Annotated in this window: 21 protein-coding genes and 1 pseudogene; 7 read left to right on the forward strand and 15 right to left on the reverse strand. The window is 65.4% G+C overall.

Features of this window, described 5'->3' with window-relative positions:
• Positions 1–11: 11 nt before the first annotated feature.
• The 3 genes from AB3X89_RS17250 (at position 12) to AB3X89_RS17260 (ending at position 2063) form a co-directional block, all read left to right on the forward strand.
• Positions 12–485, forward strand: coding sequence for a hypothetical protein (locus AB3X89_RS17250; protein WP_368584361.1), 474 nt, complete (start codon positions 12–14; stop codon positions 483–485).
• Between the two features lie 64 nt (positions 486–549).
• On the forward strand, positions 550–1218 hold the full coding sequence (locus AB3X89_RS17255; RefSeq protein ID WP_368584362.1) for a hypothetical protein: 669 nt from the start codon (positions 550–552) through the stop codon (positions 1216–1218).
• 101 nt (positions 1219–1319) lie between these two features.
• Complete coding sequence (locus tag AB3X89_RS17260; RefSeq protein WP_368584363.1) at positions 1320–2063, forward strand: response regulator; 744 nt, start codon at positions 1320–1322, stop codon at positions 2061–2063.
• 82 nt (positions 2064–2145) lie between these two features.
• On the opposite strand, the gene AB3X89_RS17265 is transcribed toward AB3X89_RS17260, so the two are convergent.
• The 4 genes from AB3X89_RS17265 to AB3X89_RS17280 form a co-directional block, all read right to left on the reverse strand.
• Complete coding sequence (locus AB3X89_RS17265; protein ID WP_368584364.1) at positions 2146–2817, reverse strand: flagellar basal body L-ring protein FlgH; 672 nt, start codon at positions 2815–2817, stop codon at positions 2146–2148.
• Between the two features lie 113 nt (positions 2818–2930).
• Entirely contained in the window at positions 2931–3644 is a 714-nt protein-coding gene (locus tag AB3X89_RS17270) for a hypothetical protein (RefSeq protein ID WP_368584365.1), read from the reverse strand.
• Between the two features lie 3 nt (positions 3645–3647).
• Positions 3648–3845: a DUF6726 family protein gene (locus AB3X89_RS17275; RefSeq protein WP_368584366.1), complete on the reverse strand. Its 198-nt coding sequence runs from the start codon at positions 3843–3845 to the stop codon at positions 3648–3650.
• A 15-nt stretch (positions 3846–3860) separates the two neighbouring features.
• Positions 3861–4052, reverse strand: a complete 192-nt coding sequence (locus tag AB3X89_RS17280; protein ID WP_368584367.1) for a hypothetical protein — start codon at positions 4050–4052, stop codon at positions 3861–3863.
• A gap of 392 nt (positions 4053–4444) precedes the next feature.
• Between AB3X89_RS17280 and AB3X89_RS17285 the strand changes: the two genes are divergently transcribed.
• The gene (locus AB3X89_RS17285) at positions 4445–5185 is read left to right on the forward strand and encodes a response regulator (RefSeq protein ID WP_368584368.1); all 741 of its coding nucleotides are present in this window, start codon (positions 4445–4447) and stop codon (positions 5183–5185) included.
• Positions 5182–6489 (forward strand): ATP-binding protein, encoded by a 1308-nt coding sequence (locus tag AB3X89_RS17290; RefSeq protein ID WP_368584369.1) that lies wholly within the window; start codon positions 5182–5184, stop codon positions 6487–6489. Before AB3X89_RS17285 ends, AB3X89_RS17290 begins: the two co-directional genes overlap by 4 nt.
• 171 nt (positions 6490–6660) lie before the next feature.
• Here AB3X89_RS17290 and AB3X89_RS17295 read toward each other — a convergent pair whose 3' ends face one another.
• The 4 genes from AB3X89_RS17295 to AB3X89_RS17310 all read right to left on the reverse strand — a co-directional run bounded on the left by AB3X89_RS17295 (position 6661) and on the right by AB3X89_RS17310 (position 15259).
• On the reverse strand, positions 6661–7608 hold the full coding sequence (locus AB3X89_RS17295) for a tyrosine-protein phosphatase (protein ID WP_368584370.1): 948 nt from the start codon (positions 7606–7608) through the stop codon (positions 6661–6663).
• A gap of 317 nt (positions 7609–7925) precedes the next feature.
• The gene (locus tag AB3X89_RS17300; RefSeq protein WP_368584371.1) at positions 7926–9395 is read right to left on the reverse strand and encodes a glutamate synthase subunit beta; all 1470 of its coding nucleotides are present in this window, start codon (positions 9393–9395) and stop codon (positions 7926–7928) included.
• Between the two features lie 102 nt (positions 9396–9497).
• On the reverse strand, positions 9498–14201 hold the full coding sequence (locus tag AB3X89_RS17305; RefSeq protein ID WP_368584372.1) for a glutamate synthase-related protein: 4704 nt from the start codon (positions 14199–14201) through the stop codon (positions 9498–9500).
• Between the two features lie 350 nt (positions 14202–14551).
• Positions 14552–15259 carry a transposase gene (locus AB3X89_RS17310; RefSeq protein WP_368584373.1) on the reverse strand — a complete coding sequence of 236 codons (708 nt, stop codon included), beginning with the start codon at positions 15257–15259 and terminating at the stop codon, positions 14552–14554.
• Between the two features lie 187 nt (positions 15260–15446).
• Here AB3X89_RS17310 and AB3X89_RS17315 point away from each other — a divergent pair, with 187 nt between their 5' ends.
• Together AB3X89_RS17315 and AB3X89_RS17320 are read left to right on the forward strand one after the other, a co-directional pair.
• The gene (locus tag AB3X89_RS17315; RefSeq protein ID WP_368584374.1) at positions 15447–16172 is read left to right on the forward strand and encodes an OmpW family protein; all 726 of its coding nucleotides are present in this window, start codon (positions 15447–15449) and stop codon (positions 16170–16172) included.
• Between the two features lie 365 nt (positions 16173–16537).
• The gene (locus tag AB3X89_RS17320) at positions 16538–16918 is read left to right on the forward strand and encodes a YqjD family protein (protein WP_013090729.1); all 381 of its coding nucleotides are present in this window, start codon (positions 16538–16540) and stop codon (positions 16916–16918) included.
• A gap of 103 nt (positions 16919–17021) precedes the next feature.
• Here AB3X89_RS17320 and AB3X89_RS17325 read toward each other — a convergent pair whose 3' ends face one another.
• The 7 genes and pseudogenes from AB3X89_RS17325 to pilM form a co-directional block, all read right to left on the reverse strand.
• Positions 17022–18209 carry a deoxyguanosinetriphosphate triphosphohydrolase gene (locus tag AB3X89_RS17325; protein WP_368584400.1) on the reverse strand — a complete coding sequence of 396 codons (1188 nt, stop codon included), beginning with the start codon at positions 18207–18209 and terminating at the stop codon, positions 17022–17024.
• A gap of 159 nt (positions 18210–18368) precedes the next feature.
• Positions 18369–19454, reverse strand: coding sequence for a 3-dehydroquinate synthase (gene aroB, locus AB3X89_RS17330; RefSeq protein WP_368584375.1), 1086 nt, complete (start codon positions 19452–19454; stop codon positions 18369–18371).
• Complete coding sequence (locus AB3X89_RS17335; protein WP_368584376.1) at positions 19454–20005, reverse strand: shikimate kinase; 552 nt, start codon at positions 20003–20005, stop codon at positions 19454–19456. Before AB3X89_RS17335 ends, aroB begins: the two co-directional genes overlap by 1 nt.
• A 114-nt stretch (positions 20006–20119) precedes the next feature.
• A complete protein-coding gene (locus tag AB3X89_RS17340; protein ID WP_368584377.1) occupies positions 20120–21838 on the reverse strand; it encodes a type IV pilus secretin PilQ in 1719 nt (572 codons plus the stop codon).
• A pseudogene (locus AB3X89_RS17345) lies at positions 21835–22760 on the reverse strand (hypothetical protein). The gene AB3X89_RS17340 and the pseudogene AB3X89_RS17345 overlap by 4 nt, the downstream one beginning before the upstream one ends.
• A complete protein-coding gene (locus tag AB3X89_RS17350) occupies positions 22757–23452 on the reverse strand; it encodes a fimbrial assembly protein (RefSeq protein ID WP_368584378.1) in 696 nt (231 codons plus the stop codon). The pseudogene AB3X89_RS17345 and the gene AB3X89_RS17350 overlap by 4 nt, the downstream one beginning before the upstream one ends.
• Positions 23449–24438 carry a pilus assembly protein PilM gene (gene pilM, locus AB3X89_RS17355; RefSeq protein ID WP_368584379.1) on the reverse strand — a complete coding sequence of 330 codons (990 nt, stop codon included), beginning with the start codon at positions 24436–24438 and terminating at the stop codon, positions 23449–23451. The genes AB3X89_RS17350 and pilM overlap by 4 nt, the downstream gene beginning before the upstream one ends.
• Positions 24439–24443: the final 5 nt, after the last annotated feature.

Raw genomic sequence — 24443 nt, forward strand, 5'->3', positions numbered from 1 at the left:
ACTTCTCGCCCATGTCATACGCTCGCCGTGTTTCACCTTTTCTCCCGTCTTTGCTCCCGCGCCTCGCGCTCGCCTGCGGCGCGGCGCTGCTCGTCACGAACACCGTCGATGCCGCGCAAACGGCCGAGCCGAATCAGCCCGCCGATATCTGCGCGGCGCTGACGCACATCGTCGATGCGAGCGATTTCCGGCAACTGCCGAGCGAGACCGCAGCGCAACTGCCGGGCGTCTCCCATTCCGACGATTGCCGCGCCACCGCGCACGCGTACGACTGCCACTGGCGCGCGCACTGGCAAGCCGACGGCGTCATCAACGATCCGCTCGAAGAACTCGGCGCCGACATCGCCGCCTGTTTTCCGCGCGTCGTGCACGACGTCAACACACCTGTGCGCCAGCATTTCGTCGTGACCACCGACGCGCGCCGCGTGAACGTCACCGCAAGCGTGCAAGGTCAGAACGAACTGCGACTGCGCGTGACGCGCTGAGCGCGCGGCCGTCGCTGCTTTCGATGACCCAGCGAATCTCGTGACCGGGATCGGGCGCCGCATTATGACCTCGCCGCCAACCGTGCGCGCGCCAGCCGCAACCAAGCCTTCGCGTCTGGGTCGGGTCGCCTCGCTGATATCGCGGCGTCGCTGCGCCCTCGCCGCCTTCGCCGCGACGCTGACACTCACGCTCGACGGCTGCGCATGGACGCTGATCCAGGCCGCCGACGCCACCGGTTCCGTGATCCAGGCCGGCTACGCGATCGCGTCTAACTACTCGTCGCCGACCTTCGTCAATGGCCGGCCCGCGGATGTGCAGCACGTGTGCATCGAAGTGAACCCGACGGTGTCGGTCGGCGATTTCGTGCCGGCGCTGCAGCTCGCGCTCGAGCGGCGCGGCATTCGTTCGGACGTCTACAATCCGGGCACTTCACCCGCCGGCTGCGAAGCGCGGCTCGTCTACAACGCCGCGATCGACTATGGGCGTCGCTCGTTCAGCGACGAATCGATCCAGTACCTGTCGATCATCGATCTGACGCTGATCCAGAGCGGTCGCATTCTGGTCACGGCGCGCTATCAGACGGGCGGCCTGAACACCGACCGCTTCTCGTCGGCCTCGGTGAAGCTTGGCGGCTTGATCGAGCGGATGGTCGTCGATCGAACCGATTTCGCGCGCCAGGAGCAGCAACAGCAGACCTTGCAGACCTCGCAGGCCTTCGCGCCGACCCACTGAATACCCGCAGCTTGGGGTTCGCTTGCAGCGTCTTACACGGGAAAGGATTGGAAAGCGGTATGCGCTTTGCGCGGCCCGTGGGCATCACTAAGATCACCTGAATGAACCAGACCATCCTGATCGTCGATGACGATCCCGTCGTACGCGAGCTCGTCAGCGAGTATCTGCACGGGCGCGGCTTTAACGTCGCCACGCTCGAAAATGGCTCGGCGTTGCAGCGCAGATTGCAGCAGGAGCGCCCCGCTCTCGTCGTGCTCGACATCATGATGCCGGAGCTCGATGGCATCAGCGCGCTGCGCGCATTGCGCGTCGCTGGCGACGACATTCCCGTGATTCTGCTGACCGCGCGCTCCGATCCGATCGATCGCGTGATCGGCCTCGAGCTCGGCGCCGACGACTATCTCGGCAAGCCGTTCGAACCGAGCGAGCTCGTCGCGCGGATTCGCACCGTGCTGCGTCGTCGCGGCTCGATCGCGCCGGGCGCGCCCGAGCAACGCGCGCCCTATCATTTCGGCCGCTTCGAAGTGAACTTCCCCGCGCGCGAACTGCGCCGCGGCGGCGAACGCATCACGCTGCGTTCGAGCGAATTCGCGATGCTGAAGGTGTTCGTCACGCATGCGATGACCGTGCTCACGCGCGCGCAGTTGCTCGAGAAACTGCACGGCAATAGCGACGCGCATCGCAATCGGAGTCTCGACGTGTCGATCTGGCGCTTGCGTCGCCTGATCGAAGTGGACCCGTCGGAACCGCGCTACGTGCAGACAGTGTGGGGACGCGGCTATGTGTTCGTGCCGGACGGCGAGATCGGCGCGGCCGAGCGCGGGCTCGCGCCGCCGCTCGGCTAGCGGTGCGAGTCGAACTGATCGAAGCCAGTTGATGCGATCTGCGCGCCGCGCATAACGGGCACCGCGCTGACGCGGCCGACGGTCAAAACGTCAGCACACTCAGAAACATCCGCTGCAGCCAGCCCATCGTCGTCGCATCGTTGACCATGCCGAGGCCCGCCTGCTCGATGCGCGCGTTCGCGACCTTGCTCGACGCAACGTAATTGCCCGCTTCGATATCCTTGGGATTGACGATGCCCGACAACCGAAGACGGTCACGGGTACCGCTCATCGCGATCACCTTCTCGCCCGACACGACGAGATTGCCGCCCGATACCGTGCCGATCACGGTCACGGCGAGCGTGCCCGTCATGTCGCTGATGTCGCGCAGATTGCCTTGCCCCTTGTAGTCGGTGCTAGCGGAGCCGATATTGAACAGTTTCGCGAGCCGCGCGGCGGCGTTCGTCGATTGGTCCGCCGCGGCCGCGGTGATGCTGCTCGCGCGGTTCGCCGATGCGCTCGCGCTGTTGTTGCCGCTATACGATTCGGACAGCCGGATCGTCAGTACGTCGCCGATATGCTGCGCGCGCGGCGTCTCATACAGCAGCAGCGGTGCGCCGGCCTGATAGATCGCGCCTTGCGTGTTGACGTTCAACGGCGCGGACGCAAGCGGCGGCGCCATCGGCGTTTCGACGATCGAGCTGGTCTGCGTACTCGAACAGGCCGCGAGACAGCTCGCGGCGCCGAACACAAGGATGAGACGTAATGCGGTCATGCTGGCTCCGTGGCGAGAAAGATGAAATGGAGTTGAAGCGTGGCGGCGCTAGTGGGTCGCCCCCCGCTTTCGGCGTTGGGCTCATGCCGATAGTCAGGCTTGCCAGACAATCATCAGCCCGCGTCGGCGCCGCTCGCCTGCCACTGCCGCACGACCGCTTTCATCCACGCATCCGAGCCCTTCAGCAGATACGTGAGCGTGCCGTTGCGGCTGCGCGGCAGAAAGCAAAGCGTGATCGAACTGACCGCGTTCTCCCATACGTACATCGGCATCGCGCCCGGCGCCGCCGTGTTGCGCGTCGCGAGACGCGGCGGCCCATAACGATCCTCGAGCGCGTCGCGCAGATCCTCCGCGGTCAGCTCGTCGATCACGAACGACATCTCGTAGAGACGCAATGCGCCTTGCCCGTCGATACGCGTAAAGCGCATCACATGTTCGAGTGCCGGCGCGCCATCGACCACCGCCTGCGACACCGCCCAGCGCTCATCATCGCGATGCGCCCAGCGGCACGCGACGCTCAGGCTATCGTGCGATTTCAGCCGCATGCCCAGCGCACCTGCCTGCACGTCGGTCTCGCAGATCGGCACGCTGCCGATCGGCGTCGCGCGCACGGCCGAGCCCGCGCGGAATTCGTCGATCGTGATGCCGAGCGCGACGCCGCGAAACGAAAACGGCGCGTCCGGCGAGCGCCGCCGCGTGTCGGTGACGACGCTACTCGATGCCGCGCTGGCCGCCTTCGGACTGCGCGCGTCAGGCTGCGCATGCGCGGCGCACGTCAGCACACCGCCGAGCAGCATCAATGCACCGACCATCCTGGTGAGCGTCATGATTCAGTCGATCGCGGAAGCGCACATGTCGAAAGGCGTCGCCGCCGCATGGCCAACGACCGGCAGCACTTTCAGGGTCGCCGCCGTGACCCGGCACGGAAGCGCCGCGGCGCCGCAGCCGCCGAGCGGCAACAGCAGCGCGCAGGCAAGGAGCCAGGCCAGGGCGCGACGCCGACGCTCAGTAGTTCTGGATAACAGCACGCGGACCTCGCCAGTTCACGCCGTCGTGTTGACCAGATGACCGATGAGTCCCGTCCCCGGCACAGGTAGTGCAGGCTGCTGTAGCACGCTGCTTTGCTGCAATTTCGCCGCTGCGCTGGTGGAACCCGAACTGCTGGACTTTTCAGTGACTGGCGTCTTCGCCAGCGTGGAGAAAGGCGTGGAACTGAGCGTGTTGTGGATCGTCATGATGGACCTCGCGAAGGTGCGCATTGCGCGCTGGTGTCGGTTGAACGACGCACGCCGTCGTCCGAGGCAGCGGACCTCGTTCGGCTTGCGGCGCGACTTGCTGCGGAACGAATCATCGCGCCGCGCAAGTGCCGACGATGGGCCAAGCAAAGCGCGCTTTCGCGCGGTTGTTACGATCCGTTCCGTGGGCTTGCGAGGACTTTCCAGTGCTTGCCAGGCGTGGCCATCGCGTGGCGGTCGCTGCGGAGAGCAGGGGCAGGCAGTGCTAAAGTAGGCGCGGAACCTTCGCTGATTCGCCCCGGCGCGAGCCCGCCAGCGCCCCGCGGCGCACAGTAAGCGTTGGTAAGGAAATGCGCGGTCGCGCGTCGGGCGCGCCAGTCTAGAATTTCGCCATGAATCCACAGGTCCTTATCGTCGACGACGATCCGGTCGTACGCGATCTGCTTTGCAAGTTTCTGCAGTCGAACGGTTTCGATGCGTCCGTGCTGCATGACGGCACTCATTTGCAGCGCCGTCTCGAGCGTGAGCGGCCGTCGGTCGTCGTGCTCGACATCATGATGCCGAACACCGACGGCCTGCGCGCGCTCACCGCGTTGCGCGCCGCCGGCGACGACATCCCGGTGATCTTCGTGACCGCGCGCGGCACGGTGGCCGATCGCATCGTCGGTCTGTCGCTCGGCGCGGACGACTATCTGACCAAGCCATTCGATCCGCGCGAACTGCTGGTGCGTATCCAGACCGTGCTGCGCCGGCGCGGGCCGTCCACCACGAGCGCGCCCGAAGCCCGCAAGCGCTATCGCTTCGGTCCGTTCGAACTGGACTTCGCGACGCGCTCGCTGAGCCGCGACGACGCCAAGCTGCCGCTACGCGACAGCGAATTCGCGCTGCTGAAGATCTTCGTCAACAATCCGTACAAGGTGCTCTCGCGCGTGCTGATTCACGATCTCGTGCATCGCGACGATCTCGCCTTCCGCGACCGCAGCCTCGACGTGCCGATCTGGCGCCTGCGCCGCGTGATCGAGGACGATCCGTCGAACCCGTGCTACGTGCAAACGGTGCGCGGCAAGGGCTACGTCTTCGTGCCCGACGCCAACGGCACCCCCTTCGAGGACGGGGCCACCCCGAGCGCATGAGAAATCCGCTGAACACGCTGTTCGGCAGAATGGCGTTGCTGTCGGCGGCGGTGCTGTTCGCGATTCAGGCGAGTTGGTTCGTGCTGGTGACGATGCAGCCGCCGCGCCATGAAATCGACGGCTTCGCGCGCGGCATTCTGCTCGTGCTGCAGGCGATCAACGGCGAGCCGATCAAGGGCGCCGCGCTCGCGCCGGCGATGCGCGTGCATCTGGTACCCACCTGGAACATGCCGACCAGCGTGCATCTGCGCGAGCCGCACGAGCATATGCTGATCGAGTTGAGCCGGCATCTGCGCGAGAACCTGCCGGCCGGCACGCAGATCGCCGTCGACGATCTGCGTCCGCCGCAACTGTGGGTATTGTCTCCGGGCAAGTCGAACTGGGTCGTCGTTCCGGTCGACGTTCCGCCGCCGCCGCGCTTTCTGATCGAATCCGTCTCGATGCTGGCCGCCGGACTGATCCTGTCGCTGTTCGCGGTTTGGCAGATGCAACGGCCGTTGCTGCGCGTCGCCGATGCGTCGCGCGCATTCGGCTCGGGCGGCCGGCCCGAACCCGTGCCGGTGCAGGGCCCGCGCGAACTGCGCGATCTGATCGGCTCGTTCAACGACATGATGCGGCGCCTGAACGAAGCCGGCGACGACCAGGCGGTGATGCTCGCCGGCGTCGCGCACGATCTGAAGGCGCCGCTTACGCGCCTGAAGCTGCGCGCAAGCGTGCTGGTCGATGAAAACGAGCGCGCGGGCCTGATCCGCGACGTCGATGCGCTGACCAACATCGTCCAGCAGTTCCTCGAATTCGCGGGCCAATCGGCGGACGCCGGCCCGCCGGTCGAAGTCGACGAGTTCTTGCGCGAGCAGTTTTCCTCGAGCGATTACCCGGAGGCCGCTGAACCCGCCGAAGCCGCGGACCCCGCCGAAACCCCGCTCTTCGCACTCGACTTGCGCGCCGGCCCGTCGTTCACGCTGCCGCGCACGCTGCTCGACCGGCTGGTGACGAACCTCGTCGACAACGCGCTCGAACACGGCATGCCGCCGGTGGAAATCTCAACCGCGTGCAACGAGGGGCATTGGATCATCAGCGTGCGCGACCACGGCCCCGGCATTCCCGACGACCGCATCGCCGCGGCGATGAAGCCGTTCGTGCGGCTCGACGCCGCGCGCGGCGGCGAAGGCCACTGCGGCCTCGGTCTCGCGATCGTCGCGCGGCTCGCGCACCATCGCGGCGGACGCTGCCTCGTGCGCAATCACGCGCGGGGCGGGCTCGACGTACGGATCGAATTGCCGGTGGACCCGGCGCTGACGTGAGGATGCGCGTAGGTCAGGGGGCGCGCTAAGCGCACTTACCTGTCCTTACCGCATCGGCTGTCGCGCGGGTTGCGGCCTTATAGTTGCCCCCGGCAACCTCGATGCCGCCCTTCTCCGTCCGCCCGCTCCTCTGGGGCGGACTTTTTTTCGCCATCGGACGGCCGAAGCGCGTTAATGCACGAGCCGATTGCGCAGCGCGTCGACCGTTGCCGTGGAAAGGCCGAGGCCTTGCGTCAGGTAGCTCGCCATCGTGCCGTAGCTCGCCTGGACCTGGTCGAAGCCCGCCTGCAGATAATTCTCGTCGACGTCGAACAACGGCGCTCTCGCCGCGGCGATGGCCGCGCCTTCCTGCGCGCGCAACGTGGTGGTTTGGGCAGCTATCGATGGCGCGAGATAGACGTTGCTGAGCAGGTAGTCCTGCATGATCACGTCGAGCGGAACGTTGGCGATGCTGAGCAGCAGCGCCGCGACCCAGCCCGCGCGGTCCTTGCCCGCACTCGAATGGAATAGCTGCGCGCCCGTGCCGTTGGCCAGCGCGCTGAGCAACGCGCCATAGGCGGCCCGCTGCGGCGCGCCCGTCACATACGCGCGCGCCTGCGCCTGCATGAATGCGACGGCGTCGACGGGCGAGTCGACCGGGGGCGTGACGAAGTCGTTCGTGCCGAGCACATTCAGCGTGGCGGATGTCGCGCCGCCCGTCAGCACGTCGGCGGTGCGCGCGATTTCGGCGGGCGTGCGCAGGTCGAAAACCGACACGATGCCGAACCTGCCGAGTGTCGCCGCGTCCGTGCCGCTCAGCGTCAGCGCATTCGCGCGAAAGAACACGCCGCGCCGCATCTGCTTGCCGTCGACGGTCAGATAGCCGGCCGCCGCGCCGCCGACATCGCGGAAATTGCTGACCGACACGAGTCGCGGCGTAGCCGGCTGCTCGGCTTCGAGACTGCCGCCGCACGCGGACAGCAGCGTGCTGCCGAAGCCCGCGGCCAGCATCGCACCGGCCGAGCCCCTCAGAAAGCGTCGCCGCGCCGCAGAGGTTTCGCCCAGCACGCCTCGCTCCGCGGGCACGGTCGTGCTCGTAAGGGCGCGGAAAGGCGAACGGTTTTTCGCGGTGACGGGCATCGGGGGCGACGGGTTATAGGAGGATCGAGTGGGCAGCCGGGCTGCAAACGCAGTTTAACGTCGACCAATAAGTTTTGCGTTACATCGTAGGGTTTAGTAAGAAAAAAGAGGGCCGGGTGCGCGACAACACATGCCGCGTGACGCTCGCACGCTATCGCAAATGAGGCGGACAGAACGCACTGCGGCGAGCCAAAAAGAAAACCGGGCTCCCCCTTTCAGGCGAGCCCGGTTTCTTTTTTACTGCATCGCTTTACCGCTACAGGCGCCCTTCTTGGGGCACCTTGTCGTCTCCACGTCTTCCTGCAAATTGAAGACGCTTAACGTGGCAGTTCGGAATGACCCATCAGGAACGCATCGACCGAACGTGCGCACTGACGGCCTTCGCGGATCGCCCATACCACGAGCGACTGGCCGCGACGCATGTCGCCCGCCGTGAACACCTTGTCCACCGACGTGTAGTACGCCTTGTCGCCCTCGGTCGTGGCGCGCACGTTGCCGCGCGCATCCTTGTCGACGCCGAATGCTTCGAGCACCGGCGAGACCGGCTGCGTGAAGCCCATCGCGAGCAGCACGAGGTCGGCCTTCATTTCGAATTCGGAGTTCGGCACTTCGACCATCTTGCCGTCCTTCCATTCGACGCGCGCGGCGATCAGCTTCTCGACCTTGCCGTTCTTGCCTTCGAGGCGCTTGGTCGCAACCGCCCAATCGCGCTCGCAGCCTTCCTCGTGCGACGACGACGTGCGCAGCTTGATCGGCCAGTACGGCCACACGAGCGGCTTGTTCTCTTCTTCCGGCGGCTGCGGCAGCAGTTCGAACTGCGTGACGCTCTTTGCGCCATGACGGTTCGACGTACCCACGCAGTCCGAACCGGTATCGCCACCGCCGATCACGACGACGTGCTTGCCCTTCGCGATCAGCTGGTTCGGCACCTTGTCGCCGGCGTTGACCTTGTTCTGCTGCGGCAGGAACTCCATCGCGTAGTACACGCCTTCGAGCTCGCGGCCCGGCACCGGCAGATCGCGCGGCGTTTCCGAACCACCGGCGATCACGACCGCGTCGAACTGTTCGTTCAGTTCGGCCGGCGTGATGGTTTCCTTCGCGGTGTTGCCGATGTGCGCCGGCAGCGAGTCCGGCTTGCCGATGAACACGTTGGTGCGGAACGTCACGCCTTCGGCTTCCATCTGGCGCATGCGGCGGTCGATCTGCCACTTCTCCAGCTTGAAGTCGGGGATGCCGTAACGCAGCAGGCCGCCGATCCGGTCGTTCTTCTCGAACACGGTCACGTCATGACCGGCGCGCGCGAGCTGCTGGGCAGCCGCGAGACCCGCGGGGCCCGAACCGACCACCGCGACCTTCTTGCCGCTCTTGTGCTTCGGCGTTTGCGGCGCAACCCAGCCTTCGGCCCAAGCCTTGTCGATGATCGCGTGCTCGATCGACTTGATGCCGACGGGGTCATCGTTGATGCCGAGCGTGCACGCCGCTTCGCACGGCGCCGGGCAGATGCGGCCCGTGAACTCGGGGAAGTTGTTGGTCGAGTGCAGCACTTCGATCGCGTTCTTCCAATCCTGACGGAACACCAGGTCGTTGAAGTCCGGGATGATGTTGTTGACCGGACAGCCGTTGTTGCAGAACGGAATGCCGCAGTCCATGCAACGCGCGCCTTGAATCTTCGCTTCGTCGTCGGTCAGTGCCGCGACGAATTCCTTGTAGTGCTTCACACGCGTGAGCGGAGCCTCGTACGTCTCGTGGCGACGTTCGAACTCGAGAAAACCGGTTGCCTTGCCCATGTGGTTCTCTTCTCTATCTGTATCTAGGGGTAATCTGGACCCGCCGCGCGTCGATCGAACGGCACGCGGCGGGTACGTCTAAATGTGACTTGCGACGGCAGCTCAGGCGGCGAGCACTTCGCTGTTCGCCTTCTTCGCGGCGAGTTCGCCGAGAGCGCGCTTGTATTCGGTCGGGAACACCTTCACGAACTGACGGCGTGCCGCGTCCCAGTTTTCGAGCAGCGCCTTCGCGCGCGGGGAGCCCGTGAACTGGAACTGACGCTCGATGAGCCCCTTGAGCAGCGCTTCGTCGGTCGTGTCGCGATGCCACACGCCCTTGTCGACCGTGCGCTCCTGTTCGGCCTGTTGCAGCACCGGGTCGAGCGAAACCATCGACTTGTTGCACTTGCTCGCGAAGGTGCCGTCCGGATCGAACACGTACGCGATACCGCCCGACATGCCGGCCGCGAAGTTGCGGCCCGTCTCGCCGAGCACGACCACCGTGCCGCCCGTCATGTATTCGCAACCGTGATCGCCCGTGCCTTCGACGACCGCCGTCGCGCCCGAGTTACGCACGCAGAAACGCTCGCCCGCGACGCCGCGGAAGAAGGCTTCACCTTCGATCGCGCCGTACATCACCGTGTTACCGCAGATGATGTTCTCTTCCGACTTGCCGCGGAAATCGTTGGTCGGACGGATGATGATGCGGCCACCCGACAGACCCTTGCCGACGTAGTCGTTGCCGTCGCCGACCAGATCCAGCGTGATGCCCTTTGCGAGGAACGCGCCGAAGCTCTGACCCGCGGTGCCTTTCAGCTGGATGTGGATCGCGTCGTCCGCGAGACCTTCGTGGCCGTATTTCTTCGCGATCGTGCCCGACAGCATCGCGCCGACCGTGCGGTTCACGTTGCGCACCGGCTGGATGAACGACACATGCTCGCCCTTCTCGATCGCGGCCTTCGCCTTCTCGATCAGCGTGTGGTCGAGTGCGCGGTCGAGGCCGTGATCCTGCACGTCGACGTGCTTGCGTGCGACTTCGGCCGGCACTTGCGGCTGATAGAACACGCGCGAGAAGTCGAGACCCTTCGCCTTCCAGTGCTCGATGCCCTTCTTCGTGTCGAGCAGTTCCGCGCGGCCGATCAGGTCGTCGAACTTGCGGATACCGAGTTGCGCCATGATTTCGCGCGCTTCTTCCGCAACGAAGAAGAAGAAGTTCACGACGTGTTCCGGCTGGCCTTGGAACTTCGCACGCAGCACCGGATCTTGCGTCGCGACGCCCACCGGGCACGTGTTCAGATGGCACTTGCGCATCATGATGCAGCCTTCGACGACGAGCGGCGCCGTCGCGAAGCCGAATTCGTCAGCGCCGAGCAGCGCGCCGATCACGACGTCGCGGCCGGTCTTCATCTGACCGTCGGCCTGAACGCGGATACGGCCGCGCAACTGGTTCAGCACCAGCGTCTGCTGCGTTTCGGCGAGACCCAGTTCCCACGGCGTGCCCGCATGCTTGATCGACGACAGCGGCGACGCTCCCGTACCGCCGTCATGACCGGCGATCACGACGTGATCCGCCTTCGCCTTCGCGACACCGGCGGCAACCGTACCGACGCCCGACTCAGACACAAGCTTCACCGAGATGCTCGACGATGCGTTCACGTTCTTCAGATCGTGAATGAGCTGTGCCAGGTCTTCGATCGAGTAGATGTCATGGTGCGGCGGCGGCGAGATCAGGCCGACGCCCGGCACCGAGTAACGCAGCTTGCCGATGTAGTCCGACACCTTGTGGCCCGGCAGCTGACCGCCTTCGCCCGGTTTCGCGCCCTGCGCCATCTTGATCTGGATCTGGTCGGCCGATGCGAGGTATTCCGCCGTCACGCCAAAGCGGCCCGACGCGACCTGCTTGATGCGCGAGCGCAGCGAATCGCCTTCCTTCAACGGAATGTCGACGACCACTTCGTCGCCGATCACGGACTTCATCGTGTCGCCGTTCCTGATCGGAATGCCGCGCAGTTCGTTGCGATAACGGTTCGCGTCTTCACCGCCTTCACCGGTGTTCGACTTGCCACCGATGCGGTTCATCGCGACGGCGAGCGTAGCGTGCGCTTCGGTGCTGATCGAGCCCATCGACATTGCGCCGGTCGCGAAACGCTTGACGATTTCCTTCGCCGGCTCGACTTCGTCGAGCGGGATCGCCTTGGTCGGATCGAACTTGAACTCGAACAGGCCGCGGAAGGTCATGTGACGCTTGGTCTGATCGTTGATCAGATGCGCGTATTCCTTGTACGTCTGGTACGAGTTGCTGCGCGCCGAGTGCTGCAGCTTGGCGATCGCATCCGGCGTCCACATGTGTTCTTCGCCGCGCACGCGGTATGCGTACTCGCCGCCCGCGTCGAGCATGTTCGCGAGAACCGGGTTGTCGCCGAACGCCTCGCGATGCAGACGGATCGCTTCTTCCGCGACGTCGAACAGACCAATGCCGCCGACCTTCGACGACGTGCCGTGGAAGTACTTCGCCACCAGATCCGAAGCAAGACCGACCGCCTCGAAAATTTGCGCGCCGGTGTACGACATGTAGGTCGAAATGCCCATCTTCGACATGACCTTCTGCAGGCCCTTGCCGACTGCCTTCGTGAAGTTGTAGACCGCCTTTTCAGCCGACAGGTCGCCCTTCAGGCCGGCCGCGAGCTGGCTCAGCGTTTCCATCGCGAGGTAGGGGTGCACGGCTTCCGCGCCATAGCCCGCGAGCAGCGCGAAGTGGTGCGTTTCACGCGCCGAACCGGTTTCGACGACCAGACCCGTGCTCGTGCGCAGACCTTGCTGCACGAGGTGTGTGTGGATCGCGGCGGTTGCGAGCAACGCCGGAATCGCGACGTTGTCGCGGTCGGTCTTGCGGTCCGACACGATCAGCATGTTGTAGCCGGACTTGACCGCATCGACGGCTTCGGCGCACAGCGACGCGAGACGCGCTTCGATGCCTTCCTTGCCCCAGGCGACCGGATAGCAGATGTTCAGTTCGTACGAGCTGAACTTGCCGCCGGTGTACTGATCGATCGCGCGGATCTTCGCGATGTCCTTGAAGTCGAGCACCGGCTGCGACACTTCGAGACGCATCGGCGGGTTGATGTTGTTCGTGTCGAGCAGGTTCGGCTTCGGGCCGATGAACGACACGAGCGACATCACCATGTTTTCACGGATCGGGTCGATCGGCGGGTTCGTGACCTGCGCGAACAGCTGCTTGAAGTAGTGGTACAGCGTCTTGTTCTTGTTGGACATGACCGCGAGCGGCGAGTCGTTGCCCATCGAGCCGACGGCTTCCTCACCCGCTTGCGCCATCGGCGCCATCAGGAACTTCAGGTCTTCCTGGGTGTAGCCGAACGCCTGCTGGCGATCCAGCAGCGCAGCAGCTTCGCGGCGTTCCGTCACGACGTCTTCGGCCTTCGGCTCGATCTCGTCGAGCTTGATGCGCACGGCGTCGATCCAGCTCTTGTACGGCTTGGCGTTGGCGAGGTTGTCCTTCAGTTCCTTGTCGTCGATGATGCGGCCGTGCTCCATGTCGATCAGGAACATCTTGCCCGGCTGCAGACGCCACTTCTTGACGATCTTCGATTCGGGAATAGGCAGCGTACCGGCTTCCGACGCCATGATGACGAGGTCGTCGTCGGTGACGATGTAGCGCGCCGGACGCAGACCGTTACGGTCGAGCGTCGCGCCGATCTGGCGGCCGTCGGTGAACGCGATCGCGGCGGGGCCGTCCCACGGTTCCATCATCGCGGCGTGGTATTCGTAGAACGCCTTGCGGTTCTCGTCCATCAGCGTGTGCTGTTCCCAGGCTTCCGGGATCATCATCATCATCGCGTGAACGAGCGGATAGCCGGCCATCACCAGCAGTTCGAGACAGTTGTCGAACGATGCCGTATCCGATTGGCCCGGATAGATCAGCGGCCACAGCTTCGGCAGATCGTCGCCGAGCACGTGCGAGGCGATCGCGCCGGTACGCGCGTTCAGCCAGTTGACGTTGCCTTTCACCGTGTTGATTTCGCCGTTGTGGGCGATCATGCGGTACGGGTGTGCCAGTTCCCACGCCGGGAACGTGTTGGTCGAGAAGCGCTGGTGCACAAGGGCGAGCGCCGACACGACGCGCTCGTCCTGCAGGTCGCGGTAGTACACGCCGACCTGGCCCGCGAGCAGCAGACCCTTGTAGACGACCGTGCGTGCAGAACACGACGGCACGAAGTATTCCTTGCCGTGCTTGAGCTTCAGCGCCTGGATGCGGTGGCTCGCGGTCTTGCGGATGATGTACAGCTTCCGCTCGAGCGCGTCGGTCACCATGATGTCCTTGCCGCGGCCGATGAAGATCTGGCGGATCAGCGGCTCGCTCGCCTTCACGGTCGGCGAGATCGGCATCGCGTGGTCGACCGGCACGTCGCGCCAGCCGAGCACGACCTGACCTTCTGCCTTCACCGTGCGCTCGAGCTCCTGTTCGCAGGCGATGCGCGACGCGTGCTCCTTTGGCAGGAAGATCATGCCGACGCCGTATTCGCCAGCGGGCGGCAGCGTCACGCCCTGGCGGGCCATCTCTTCGCGATAGAAGCCGTCCGGAATCTGGATCAGGATGCCCGCGCCGTCGCCCATCAGCGGATCGGCGCCGACGGCGCCCCGGTGGTCGAGGTTCTCGAGAATCTTCAAGCCCTGCTGGATGATTTCGTGACTCTTGTGGCCCTTGATATGGGCGACGAAGCCGACGCCGCAAGCGTCATGCTCGTTTTGCGGGTCGTACAGACCTTGGGCGGCGGGAACCGGGTGAATCGGTTGCTGGTGGTCGTTCATGGGGACACCGTCTGTGAGGAGGCCGGACAGGCCGTTAAACCATTGTTTTTTTGCCGCAGTGCGCTTCGCGACCACGACGGCGCTCTTCTGGCAGCAAGACTGCGCGGGACGAAAAGCGTCGGAAATCGGAATATACGCGACGAATCAAGGAAATAGCAAATAAAACGTAGTGATCCGCCCCCGATTATCAAATTGGTGCATTGCGGCTATTTTTTATTGGTGCCACATCGATTTGAAGCAAAAGAAAACGGCATACGAAATGCCGTCTTCATGCAGTCCTTTGATGCAAAACGCTTTATTCCGATTTAAAGCGGCTCTATCGGCGGCGCTGGGTAGCAAGCGTCGCCGCGTCACTGCGTATGCGGCGTCTCGCGCACCTTGCGTGGCCGGCCACGCGGAAGCGGCGACACACGTCGGTTCGCGGCGCGCGCCGCCCACTCGCGGTAAGTGTCGCTGCCGAGTACCCAACCCTTCAATGTGGCTTGCTGGAGCTGACTGGCTTCGCGCTCGTCGAGCGGTTGCTCGCACAGTTCGCGATAAGCACGCTGTCGCTCGAACGGCGTATTGCCGAGCGACCAGTAGAGAGGGTGATCCGTGATCAGGCTGTCGAGGGTAAGGCCGATGTGATGACGATAGCTCGACCAACGATAGTCCTCGGCCGCGTTGACCAGTTGCAAGCGCACCGGACACATTTCGACCACCCGGCTCGCCAGCAGGAAGTAGCGCTCACCTTCGATCACCGTGGCCCGGTAACGGCCCTCCCACAAGGTGCCGCGACGCGCATAGCGCCGGTTGAAGTGCGCGACGTAGCGCCGCCCGACAGCCTGCATCGCCTTGGGCAGGCTCGACTCCTCGGTGGGCGTCACGAGCAGTTGCACGGCGCCCGGCATCAAGGCGTAAGCGTGGATGGAAAGGTGATGGTCCCGGGAAGCCGCCTTCAGACAGTCGATGAAAAGCTCGTAGTCCTGGTCGTCGACGAAGGCGGGCTGCTCATCGAGCCCGCGGAGGATGACGTGCTGCGGCTGGTCGGGGACATAAAGACGTGCAAGCCGTGCCATGCTGGAGTGTCCAATAGTCGCGTTGGTATATACCCGAAGGTCCGAAGATCCGCATGCGCGCAAGGTTCGGCGCCATGCGGCCAAGCCAGAAACCACGCGGCGCTTAGGGAGAAAACTCTAACCGCCGCGTATGGTTTGTTTCAAACGTTGTAGTCATAATGAGCGGGCCTTTTTTGGAGGAGCACATATGAAATTAAAACAGGCCGTAACGGGGATGGCAGTGCTTGCCTGCATGAGCACGGCAGCGCACGCACAATCGGCCGGCAGCTTTTACGTCACGACGGGCTGGTTCCACCTGGCGCCCCAATCGAGCAGCGACCCGCTGACCGTGACCAGCATTGGCGGTAGCCCAACCAACATCACCGAAGCCAACACCGGCGCTTCGCTGGGTTCGGCCGACACCATCGGCTTCACCGCCGGATACTTCGTCACCGACCACATCGCAACCGAATTCGTCATTGGCGTGCCGCCTACTTTCGACCTGTCAGGCACGGGCAGCCTCGCGCAGTTCGGTAAGATCGGGCAGGCCAAACAGTGGAGCCCGACTCTGCTGTTCAAGTACTACTTCAACGCGCCGACCGCTGCGTTCCGGCCGTATCTCGGTGTGGGTGTGAGCCGCATCTGGTTCACCGACGAGCACATCACCAACAGCTCATTCCAAGCCAACGTTCTGCATGGTCCGACCAGTGTCTCGACGGATAGTTCGTGGGAACCCGTGTTTAATGCGGGCTTCCATTACTCCTTCAATCAACACTGGTTCGCCGGCGTGTCGATCTCATACCTGCCGCTCAGCACGACCGCGAAGCTCAATTCGGCAGCGACCACGCCCGTCGGCACGCTGAACGTGCAATCGCAAACCAAGATCAAACTGAACCCGATCGTCACCTACGTCAACATCGGTTACCGTTTCTAACGCATCGCGACAGCAGGTGGCTTGAATTAGGGTAGTCGAATTTTCGCGCCGTGGGGTACGCCGTCATCGAGCAGATGACGGCGTTCTTGTTTTGGCGTCGCGGTGGCATCGGCATGGCAGTGTCATCCGGCATCGGCGTTTGTAAATTTGACGCGAATGCGGCGCGCCTGCGTGCAATATCTGGCAACGTTATGGCCACGCGAAGCGTGCCGCGAGGCGCGCGCTGCCACGTTACGGGCGATGCGACGCTTGGCATCGAAGTTGCGTTGGATGGCGTTTCCTACGCTGCGACGTGATACTGCGTCTGCGCATAGCGTGTCCGCGCGACGATGCGCGGGGCCTTTCAACTCATCGACGGAGCGACCATGACAGCACTTCCAAATACGCGAGACGCCCTCGGCGAATCCTGGACCAGCGCGAGTCGCCGTGCGCGGCGCATCGCTCGCCATAGCCGCCATGCGGCCGAAGATATCGCGGTCGAGTTGCGCACCCTGCTGTCGGAACTCGAATCGACCTTGGCCGACGGCACGCAGGCCGACGCCGTGGCCTTGCGCGGCAGGCTGCGCAAACAGTTGGACGCCGCGCGCGAGCGGCTGAACGACACGCGCGATGCAATGCGCGACCGCGCGGGCGTCGCGATCTCGGACGCCGATCACTATGTGCATGAGAATCCGTGGCAGACGATTGCGATCGTCGGCGGGCTTGCGCTGGTGGCGGGGGCGCTGTTCGCGTCGCGTTCGCGATGACGCTGGCTTGCGCGGTTTGAGGGTGCTGGCAAGGAGGCGCGACGGCCGCTTCGATGCGGCAAGGTCGAACGTTGCCCCCCTTGCCGCAGCTAGCCGCTAGCGACTAGTTATCGTCGATCACGAACAGCCGCCGATACTCCTTCAACGCGTAGCGATCGGTCATCCCCGCGATGTAATGCGCGATCAGACGTGGCTGGCGCGCCGCATCGCTCGATTGATAGTCCGGCGGCAGCAGGCGCGGATCGTCGGTGAACGCGTCGAACAGCCCGACCACGACGCGGCGTGCCTTGTTGGCCATGCGCATCACGCGATAGTGGCGGTACATGTTTCTGAACAGAAAGCGCTTGAGCGCCGCGGCCTGCGCGGCGATCGCATCACTGTGCGCAACGAGCGGGGGCGCCGCGCGCACGTCGTCGAGTGACGCCGGTGCGTAGCGCGCGAGATTGGCCCGCGTCGTCTCGATCAGATCGACAATCAGCGTATTGATCACGCGCCGCACCGTCTCGTGAATCAGCCGACGCCCTTCGATCTGCGGGTAGTCGCCGCGCGCCGCCTCACAATGCGTCTGCCAGAGCTCCACTTCGGCGAGTTGCTCGAGCGACAGCAGACCGGAGCGCAAACCGTCGTCCACATCGTGATTGTTGTACGCGATTTCGTCAGCGACGTTGGCGATCTGCGCTTCGAGGGACGGTTGACGTCCTTCGAGAAAACGCTCGCCCAACTCGCCGAGCCGGCGCGCGTTGTCGCGCGAGCAATGTTTGAGAATGCCCTCGCGCGTCTCGAAACACAGGTTCAGGCCGTTGAATGCTCCGTAGTGCTCTTCAAGTTCATCGACGACCGCGAGGCTCTGCAGATTGTGCTCGAAGCCGCCATGCTCGCGCATGCATTCGTTCAACGCGTCCTGGCCGGCGTGACCGAACGGCGTATGGCCGAGATCGTGCGCGAGCGAAATCGCTTCGACGAGATCTTCATTGACGCGGAGGTTACGCGCGACCGAGCGCGCGATCTGCGCAACTTCGAGGCTATGGGTAAGACGCGTGCGAAACAGGTCGCCCTCGTGATTGACGAATACCTGAGTCTTGTATTCGAGCCGCCGGAACGCGGTGGAGTGAACGATGCGGTCGCGGTCGCGCTGAAACTCGGTGCGCGCGCTCGGCGCGGTTTCCGCATAGCGACGTCCACGCGACTGGCTCGAATGCGCCGCGTACGGCGCGAGATGCGCTTCGAGCGCCTGCTGGGTCGGCGCGGGGACGGCGGGTGCGGCCACCGCGGCAGCGGCATCCGCGGCGATGGCCGTGGCGCCGATGGCGCCGTTCCCGGCGCCCGCGCGCGCGCTTGCCGCGTCATGCTGGATATCGTCGCTGCGCCTGTCAGTCACCGGGTTCTCCGAAACATGGGCGGCGCCTCGTGACGCGGGTGCGTGAAGCGTGGCTGCAGGGCCGTGTTGAATCTAGACGGCGGCGGCCAGCGTCGCATGCACTTCGGCGTCGGGCGCGCGGGTGATCAGTGTCTCACCGAAACGCTTCAGCAGAATGAACTTGATCGTGCCGCCTTCTGCTTTCTTGTCGATCTGCATCAGCTCGACGTAGCGATCCGTGCCGAGCGCGGGAGCACGCGCGGGCAGATGCGCGGCAAGCACCAGGTCGACGAGTCGCTTGCGCGACGCTTCGTCCAGATGGCCGAGGCGCACGGACAGATCCGCCGCCATCACCATCCCGCAGCCGACCGCCTCGCCGTGCAGCCACTCGCCATAGCCGAGTCCGGCTTCGATCGCGTGGCCGAACGTATGGCCGAAGTTCAGGATCGCGCGCAGACCACCTTCGCGCTCGTCCTGCGCCACCACCGACGCCTTGATCTCGCACGAACGTTTGACCGCCTCGGTCAACGCCGCCGGCTCGCAGCGGTTCAAAGCCTCGACATTGGCCTCGATCCAGGTGAAGAAGCCGGCATCGGCGATCGCGCCGGTCTTGATGACTTCCGCAATGCCCGCAGCGAGTTCGCGCGCGGGCAGCGACCGCAATACGCCGATGTCGGCGATCACCGCCTGCGGCTGGTAGAACGCGCCGATCATGTTCTTGCCGAGCGGATGGTTGATGCCGGTCTTGCCGCCGACCGACGAATCCACCTGCGACAGCAACGTGGTCGGCACCTGGATGAACGGCACGCCGCGCATGTAGCACGCGGCGGCAAACCCGGTCATGTCGCCGATCACACCGCCGCCGAGCGCGATCAGCGTGGTCTTGCGGTCGGCGCGCGAGCCGAGCAGCGCGTCGAAGATCAGGTTCAGCGTCTGCAGGTTCTTGTGCGCTTCGCCGTCCGGCAGAACCACCGTGGACACCTGCTTGTTCAGCGGCGCGAGCGCGGCGCGCAGCTTGTCGCCGTAGAGCGGATCGACGGTGCTGTTGGTGACGATCGTGACTGAGTTGCCCGCGATATGCGGCTTGAACAGATCGGTCCGGCCGATCAGGTCGGCACCGATATGAATGGGATAGGCGCGCTCGCCCAGTTCGACGTTGACGGTAATCATACGGTCCATTATGACGCAGGATGTTTGGCGACGCCGGCCATCTCGAGCTGCATCAGAACCATGTTGACGAGCCCGTTGACCGAGGGCCGGCCGGTTTCAATCACGAAGTGCGCGCATTCGCGGTACAGCGGGTCGCGCACTGCATAGAGCGCTTCGAGGCGCGCCTTGGGGTCTTCCGTTTGCAGCAGCGGACGATTCTTGTCGCGGCGCGTGCGCAGCCACAGGTCATGCGGATTGGCGCGCAGATAGATCACGAGGCCGCGGCTTTTCAGCGCTTCGCGGTTTTCCGGCCGCAGCACCGCGCCGCCCCCGGTCGCGAGCACGATATTGTCGCGCGCGGTCAGCTCCGAGATCACGCTCGCTTCGCGATCGCGAAAGCCCGCTTCGCCCTCTAGCTCGAAGATCACGGGAATGCGCGCGCCCGTGCGCGCCTCGATTTCATGGTCGGAATCGAAGAACGGGCGCTCGAGACGGCGCGCAACCGCCCGACCCACAGTGGTCTTTCCTGCCCCCATGAGCCCTACGAAAAAAACATTGGCGTGTGCGTCCCGCGCTTGCAACGGTGTCCTCTGGCTAATCCGGTGTAGTTCGTGCCGCAGCTTAATGGCAAAGCGGCTGCCTTGTCGAGCCTGCGCGCCGCCGACGGACGGCGGCGCAAGCGTGCCCTATATGCCCTAATTTTCCCGCACCACGCGCGGCGTGATGAAAACCGCCAGTTCGCTGCGCGCGTCGCGATGAGTCCGATGGCGGAACAACGCGCCCAGAACCGGTATTTTGCCAAGAATGGGCACCCGTTCGACGTCGTCGCGGTCATCGGTCTCGTAAATTCCGCCGATCGACACCGTACCACCATCCTCGACCTCGACGCGCGTTTGCACGTGCTTGGTGTTGATCGCGGGCCCGGCGTCGGTCTGCTCGCCGACGCTGTCCTTCGCGACATCGAGATCGAGCACTACGCGGCCATCCGGCATGATCTGCGGCTCGACCTCCAGTTTGAGCGTCGCGCGGCGAAACTGCACGCCAGATACGCCTTGGCCGACCTTCGCCTGATATGGCAGTTCGGTGCCCTGCTCGACGATCGCCTTCATCCGGTCGGCGGTGACGACCCGCGGGCTCGACACGATTTTCCCATGTCCCTCTGATTCGAGCGCCGAGAGTTCGATATTCAGCAGCCGTGTCGCGTGCGCGGCGAATAGCGTGAGGCCAGCGGTCGCGGCATCGAATCCGGAGATCGGACGGGCCGACAGATCGTACACGGTGCCGTCCGTTCCTCCCGTCAGCCCCCTCGACGTACCATCCGCGCTCATGCCGGCCAGCGACAGCCGCACCCCAAGATTGCGCGAAAAACCCTGGTCGCCTTCGACGATCTGAGCCTCGATCAGCACCTGGCGAGTCGGCCGGTCGACGGAGGCGATCAGCGCCGCGATCTGCTCGAGCCGCCCCGCGAGATCGGTGACGAACAGCAGGTTGGTACGCGGATCGGCGGTGACGGCGCCGCGTTTGGACAGCACGCGCTGGGTGCCGGAACCGGTCAGCAGGCGCCGCACGTCCTCGGCGTGCGCGTAGTGCAGCTCGAACGTGCGGCTCGCGAGCGGTTCGAGGTCCGCGGCGCGCGCGTGAGCTTCGAAGCGCTGACGTTCGCGCGCGGCGAGTTCGGCGGCGGGCGCGACCCAGATGACGTTGCCGTGGCGCTCCATCGCCAGATTGTTGACGTCGAGCAGCGTGTCGAACGCGGTGCGCCACGGCACCTGATCGAGCCGTATCGACACGGCGCCGCGCAACTTGTCGCTGGCGACGATGTTCAGGCCGGTGAACTCGGCGAACGCTTTCAGGACCGCGCCCAGTTGCGCATGCTGGAAGTTCAGCGAGATCGGCTTGTTGCCCGCGGGAAGGCCCGAGTCGGCATCGGCCGCTGCGTCGGCGAGGCGCGGCCGCGGCGGCAGCGGGACCGGCGGGCCCTCCAGACTGGGCGTGCCGGCGCCGTCGTCGCGAGCCGGAGCCGCGGGTTGTTTTGGCGGCGGCGGCAGGTTCGGGCCGTTGGCGGCGTCGTCCGGGGAAGCGTTGGGCGCGACGGCGGCACGCGGGGCCGGCTCAAGGGTGTCCGGTTCTGGGGCCGCGCTTGACGCAGAGACGTAGGCGAACGGATTCGCTGCCTGACCGATGCCGCCGCTCGGCAGCGGCGCTGTCTCATGGGCGGTCTCGGTCGATGCGGCTGGATCGTCGAGCGCGGCGTAAGTCGGCAACGGCGGCAGCAGCGGTGGCGTCGCTGCCCGTGCGACGCCCGCGCCGAGCGTCGCTGCGGCGTAGAGCCCGAAACACAGCCCGGCGACGACGCGGACCTCGCGTTCGCCCGTCAACCTCGCCACGCTCCATCGTTTGAGTATGCGCATCATGACGCCTCCGTCTGCGTCAGCGTCAGGGTGCGCGTCGCGCCGCCGTTCGCGAGCGTAATGCCGAGCGCGTCGAGCTGCGTGACTCGCTCGACGCCCAGTTGCTGCCCGGCCGCGACCGTCGTCGTGCCGTCTGGTGTGTCGAGCAGGGCGAGCCCGCGGGTACGATCGCGCAGCAGACAATAAGGCGCAACTCGGAAACATCGCCCGGCTCGCCGCTCGCGGAGATCTGCGGCTTCGCGAACGGATCGAAGAATACGAGGCCTTCGTCGTCATCGTCGGCGTCAGTGCTTACGCCGGCGCTCGCAGCCGGGGTCTCAGGCGCCGGTCGCAGCGCGTCGTGCACCTGCAGCGTCGCGGCCACCGCGAGAACTTTGCCGTCCTGCTTGACGGTCACATCGGCGGGAACGATCAGCACCGGCAGTTGCGCGAGCCCGTGAAAAAACGCCATCAGATGGACGAAGTCCGTGCGCGCGGTGAGCTGCAGCTCGCGCTTGCGTTCGACGCCCTCGCCGCTCGCCGCGCCCGGTTCAACTGCGAGCAACGCGACGCCGCTCTGCGTAGCCAGCTCGGAGACGATGCGCACGTCGTCGGCGGAATTCCACGGCGTGGCGCTCGACACCGTGGCCGACATCGCCGCGGCTGCCCGGCGCAGCGACGGCAGCTGTGCGAGCACGTGCCGCGCCTCCGCGAGACGCTGCGAACTGAGCGCGAGCGCCGCGCGGCTCGCTTCCAGTCCGGCGAGATCGGCCGTGTTCCAACTGTACGCGCCGAAGCCGAACACGAGCGCAGCGATCGCCGCCGCGACGAGCCAGCGACGGCGCGAGCTCCACGCCTCGAGCGGCATACGCGCCCGCTTGACCCAGCGTGATAAAACCGCGGTGCCGTGCGCCGCACCGCCCGGCTCGAAAAAGGTCGTGCTCATCGCGCCCCTCCCTTTCGTGCGGCCCTCGACGCGTGCGTCGCCCGAGGCGGCGGATCGCCCCAGCGCAGTCGCGCATCGAATTCCACCGGTCCGCCGATCGCCGGTTCCGTCGACGCGCCGCCCTTCCCCGTCGGCCGACGCAAATCGCGCATCTCCGCACCCTGCACGCCGTGGATTGCGCCGAGCCGCTTGAGCCACTCAGCGGATGCGATATGGCCGCTCGAAGTCGCCAGCAATTCGGTCTCGTACTCGCGCTGCCGGAACTGCCGCAACACGATGCGATCGCCGGGCTCGAAGCTCAGCGCGTCGAGCAGATTCCGCAGATGCGCGAGCGGCTTCGCGAGACTCGCGGCGCGCGCCGCGGCTTCGCGTTGGTCCTGTTCAGCCCGCGACAACTTCGCGTGCTCCGCGAGCGGCGCGGCGAGCGGGGCCAACGCCTGTTCGATCGCAGCGCGCCGCGCATCCAACCGCGCCGCGGCGAAGCTCTGCCAACCGGCGACGAGCAACACGCCTGCGGCACCGACGCAAGCCGCCACAGCCCAGTCGCGCATGCAGCGGCGCCGCGCGAGTCGCGCGTTGCGTTGGCGATACGGCAGCAAATTGAAGCCGCCGAGCCACGGCACAGCGGCACGCTGATCACCCCGATCGGGACTCGCTGCCACGCCAGAAGAAAACGACAGAACGCCCCTCATTCCAGCACCCCGCGCAACGCGAGCCCAAACGCCACCGCGCCAGCCGGCTCGTGCAGCAACGCGTCGTCGAGCGGCCGCGCGTGGCTGCCGAGCAGCGCGCACTCGAACGGGAGGGCCGAGCAGCCGAGCACGTCGCCGATATCGGCGAGCGAGAAGCCAACGCCGTCGAGCAGATCGATTTCGCCGCCGATCAGCGCGCAGTCGAACTCCGGCCCGTGCGTGAGATCGCGCAACGCGTCGGCGAGATCGGCATGCTCGGGCGCCGGATAGCGCATCTCGCCGACGTTCGCGCCATCGACGACACTCCAGCCGTACACGCCGTCCGTGCCGACCCACACCGCCGCGTATGGTTCGTTCGGGTCGAGCTCGCGACTCGCCGCATGGCGCAGTGCGCGCAATGCCGCGTGCGGTTCGCCATCGATAGCGGATAACGAAATGCCCGCGGTCGCCGCGCATTCGATCCGCGCTTCCAGATGCTGACGCGAGGTCGCCGCGATCTTGACCGAGCGCTGCGGCGACGGCGTCTCGTCGACGTACCAGTCGACCGCGAGCGCATGACGCTCGAGCCCGGCGATACGCTCCGCTTCGCCCATCACCGCGGGCGCAAGTCCGGCGAGCGCAACGCCACCGTCCTCCGCCTCGCAGTCGCTCTGTGCGGCGAGCCGCGCGAGCGGCACTGTCGTCGTCAGCGTGGCCGACGAAGGCACGGCCATCGCGCAGCGCAGCGCGTGCGTCGCGCATACGCGCGGCAAGCCGGCGAACGCATCGCGCAATGCCCGCGAAACGGCCTGCCGATCGACTATCTCCGCGCCCGCCATTACGCCGGCCGCGAGCGGCACCGTGCTGATATGTTCGAGATGCAGCGCACCCCGTGCGCGTTGACTCACCACCACGAGACGCACGTTTTGCGGACCGACGTCGATGCCGGCGGCGAAACGCTGCCGGCCCTCCCGCACCGCCTGAAGCCATGAATTTTTATAAGCCATACCGT

It is taken from the genome of Paraburkholderia sp. BR14320, assembly GCF_040948665.1.
Taxonomy (GTDB): Bacteria; Pseudomonadota; Gammaproteobacteria; order Burkholderiales; family Burkholderiaceae; genus Paraburkholderia; species Paraburkholderia youngii.

Coding starts and splice junctions, on each gene's coding strand:
- AB3X89_RS17250 (WP_368584361.1), top strand. CDS start 12: ATGTCATACGCTCGCCGTGTTTCACCTTTTCTCCCGTCTTTGCTCCCG.
- AB3X89_RS17255 (WP_368584362.1), top strand. CDS start 550: ATGACCTCGCCGCCAACCGTGCGCGCGCCAGCCGCAACCAAGCCTTCG.
- AB3X89_RS17260 (WP_368584363.1), top strand. CDS start 1,320: ATGAACCAGACCATCCTGATCGTCGATGACGATCCCGTCGTACGCGAG.
- AB3X89_RS17265 (WP_368584364.1), bottom strand. CDS start 2,817: ATGACCGCATTACGTCTCATCCTTGTGTTCGGCGCCGCGAGCTGTCTC.
- AB3X89_RS17270 (WP_368584365.1), bottom strand. CDS start 3,644: ATGACGCTCACCAGGATGGTCGGTGCATTGATGCTGCTCGGCGGTGTG.
- AB3X89_RS17280 (WP_368584367.1), bottom strand. CDS start 4,052: ATGACGATCCACAACACGCTCAGTTCCACGCCTTTCTCCACGCTGGCG.
- AB3X89_RS17285 (WP_368584368.1), top strand. CDS start 4,445: ATGAATCCACAGGTCCTTATCGTCGACGACGATCCGGTCGTACGCGAT.
- AB3X89_RS17290 (WP_368584369.1), top strand. CDS start 5,182: ATGAGAAATCCGCTGAACACGCTGTTCGGCAGAATGGCGTTGCTGTCG.
- AB3X89_RS17295 (WP_368584370.1), bottom strand. CDS start 7,608: ATGCCCGTCACCGCGAAAAACCGTTCGCCTTTCCGCGCCCTTACGAGC.
- AB3X89_RS17300 (WP_368584371.1), bottom strand. CDS start 9,395: ATGGGCAAGGCAACCGGTTTTCTCGAGTTCGAACGTCGCCACGAGACG.
- AB3X89_RS17305 (WP_368584372.1), bottom strand. CDS start 14,201: ATGAACGACCACCAGCAACCGATTCACCCGGTTCCCGCCGCCCAAGGT.
- AB3X89_RS17310 (WP_368584373.1), bottom strand. CDS start 15,259: ATGGCACGGCTTGCACGTCTTTATGTCCCCGACCAGCCGCAGCACGTC.
- AB3X89_RS17315 (WP_368584374.1), top strand. CDS start 15,447: ATGAAATTAAAACAGGCCGTAACGGGGATGGCAGTGCTTGCCTGCATG.
- AB3X89_RS17320 (WP_013090729.1), top strand. CDS start 16,538: ATGACAGCACTTCCAAATACGCGAGACGCCCTCGGCGAATCCTGGACC.
- aroB (WP_368584375.1), bottom strand. CDS start 19,454: ATGGACCGTATGATTACCGTCAACGTCGAACTGGGCGAGCGCGCCTAT.
- AB3X89_RS17340 (WP_368584377.1), bottom strand. CDS start 21,838: ATGATGCGCATACTCAAACGATGGAGCGTGGCGAGGTTGACGGGCGAA.
- AB3X89_RS17350 (WP_368584378.1), bottom strand. CDS start 23,452: ATGAGGGGCGTTCTGTCGTTTTCTTCTGGCGTGGCAGCGAGTCCCGAT.
- pilM (WP_368584379.1), bottom strand. CDS start 24,438: ATGGCTTATAAAAATTCATGGCTTCAGGCGGTGCGGGAGGGCCGGCAG.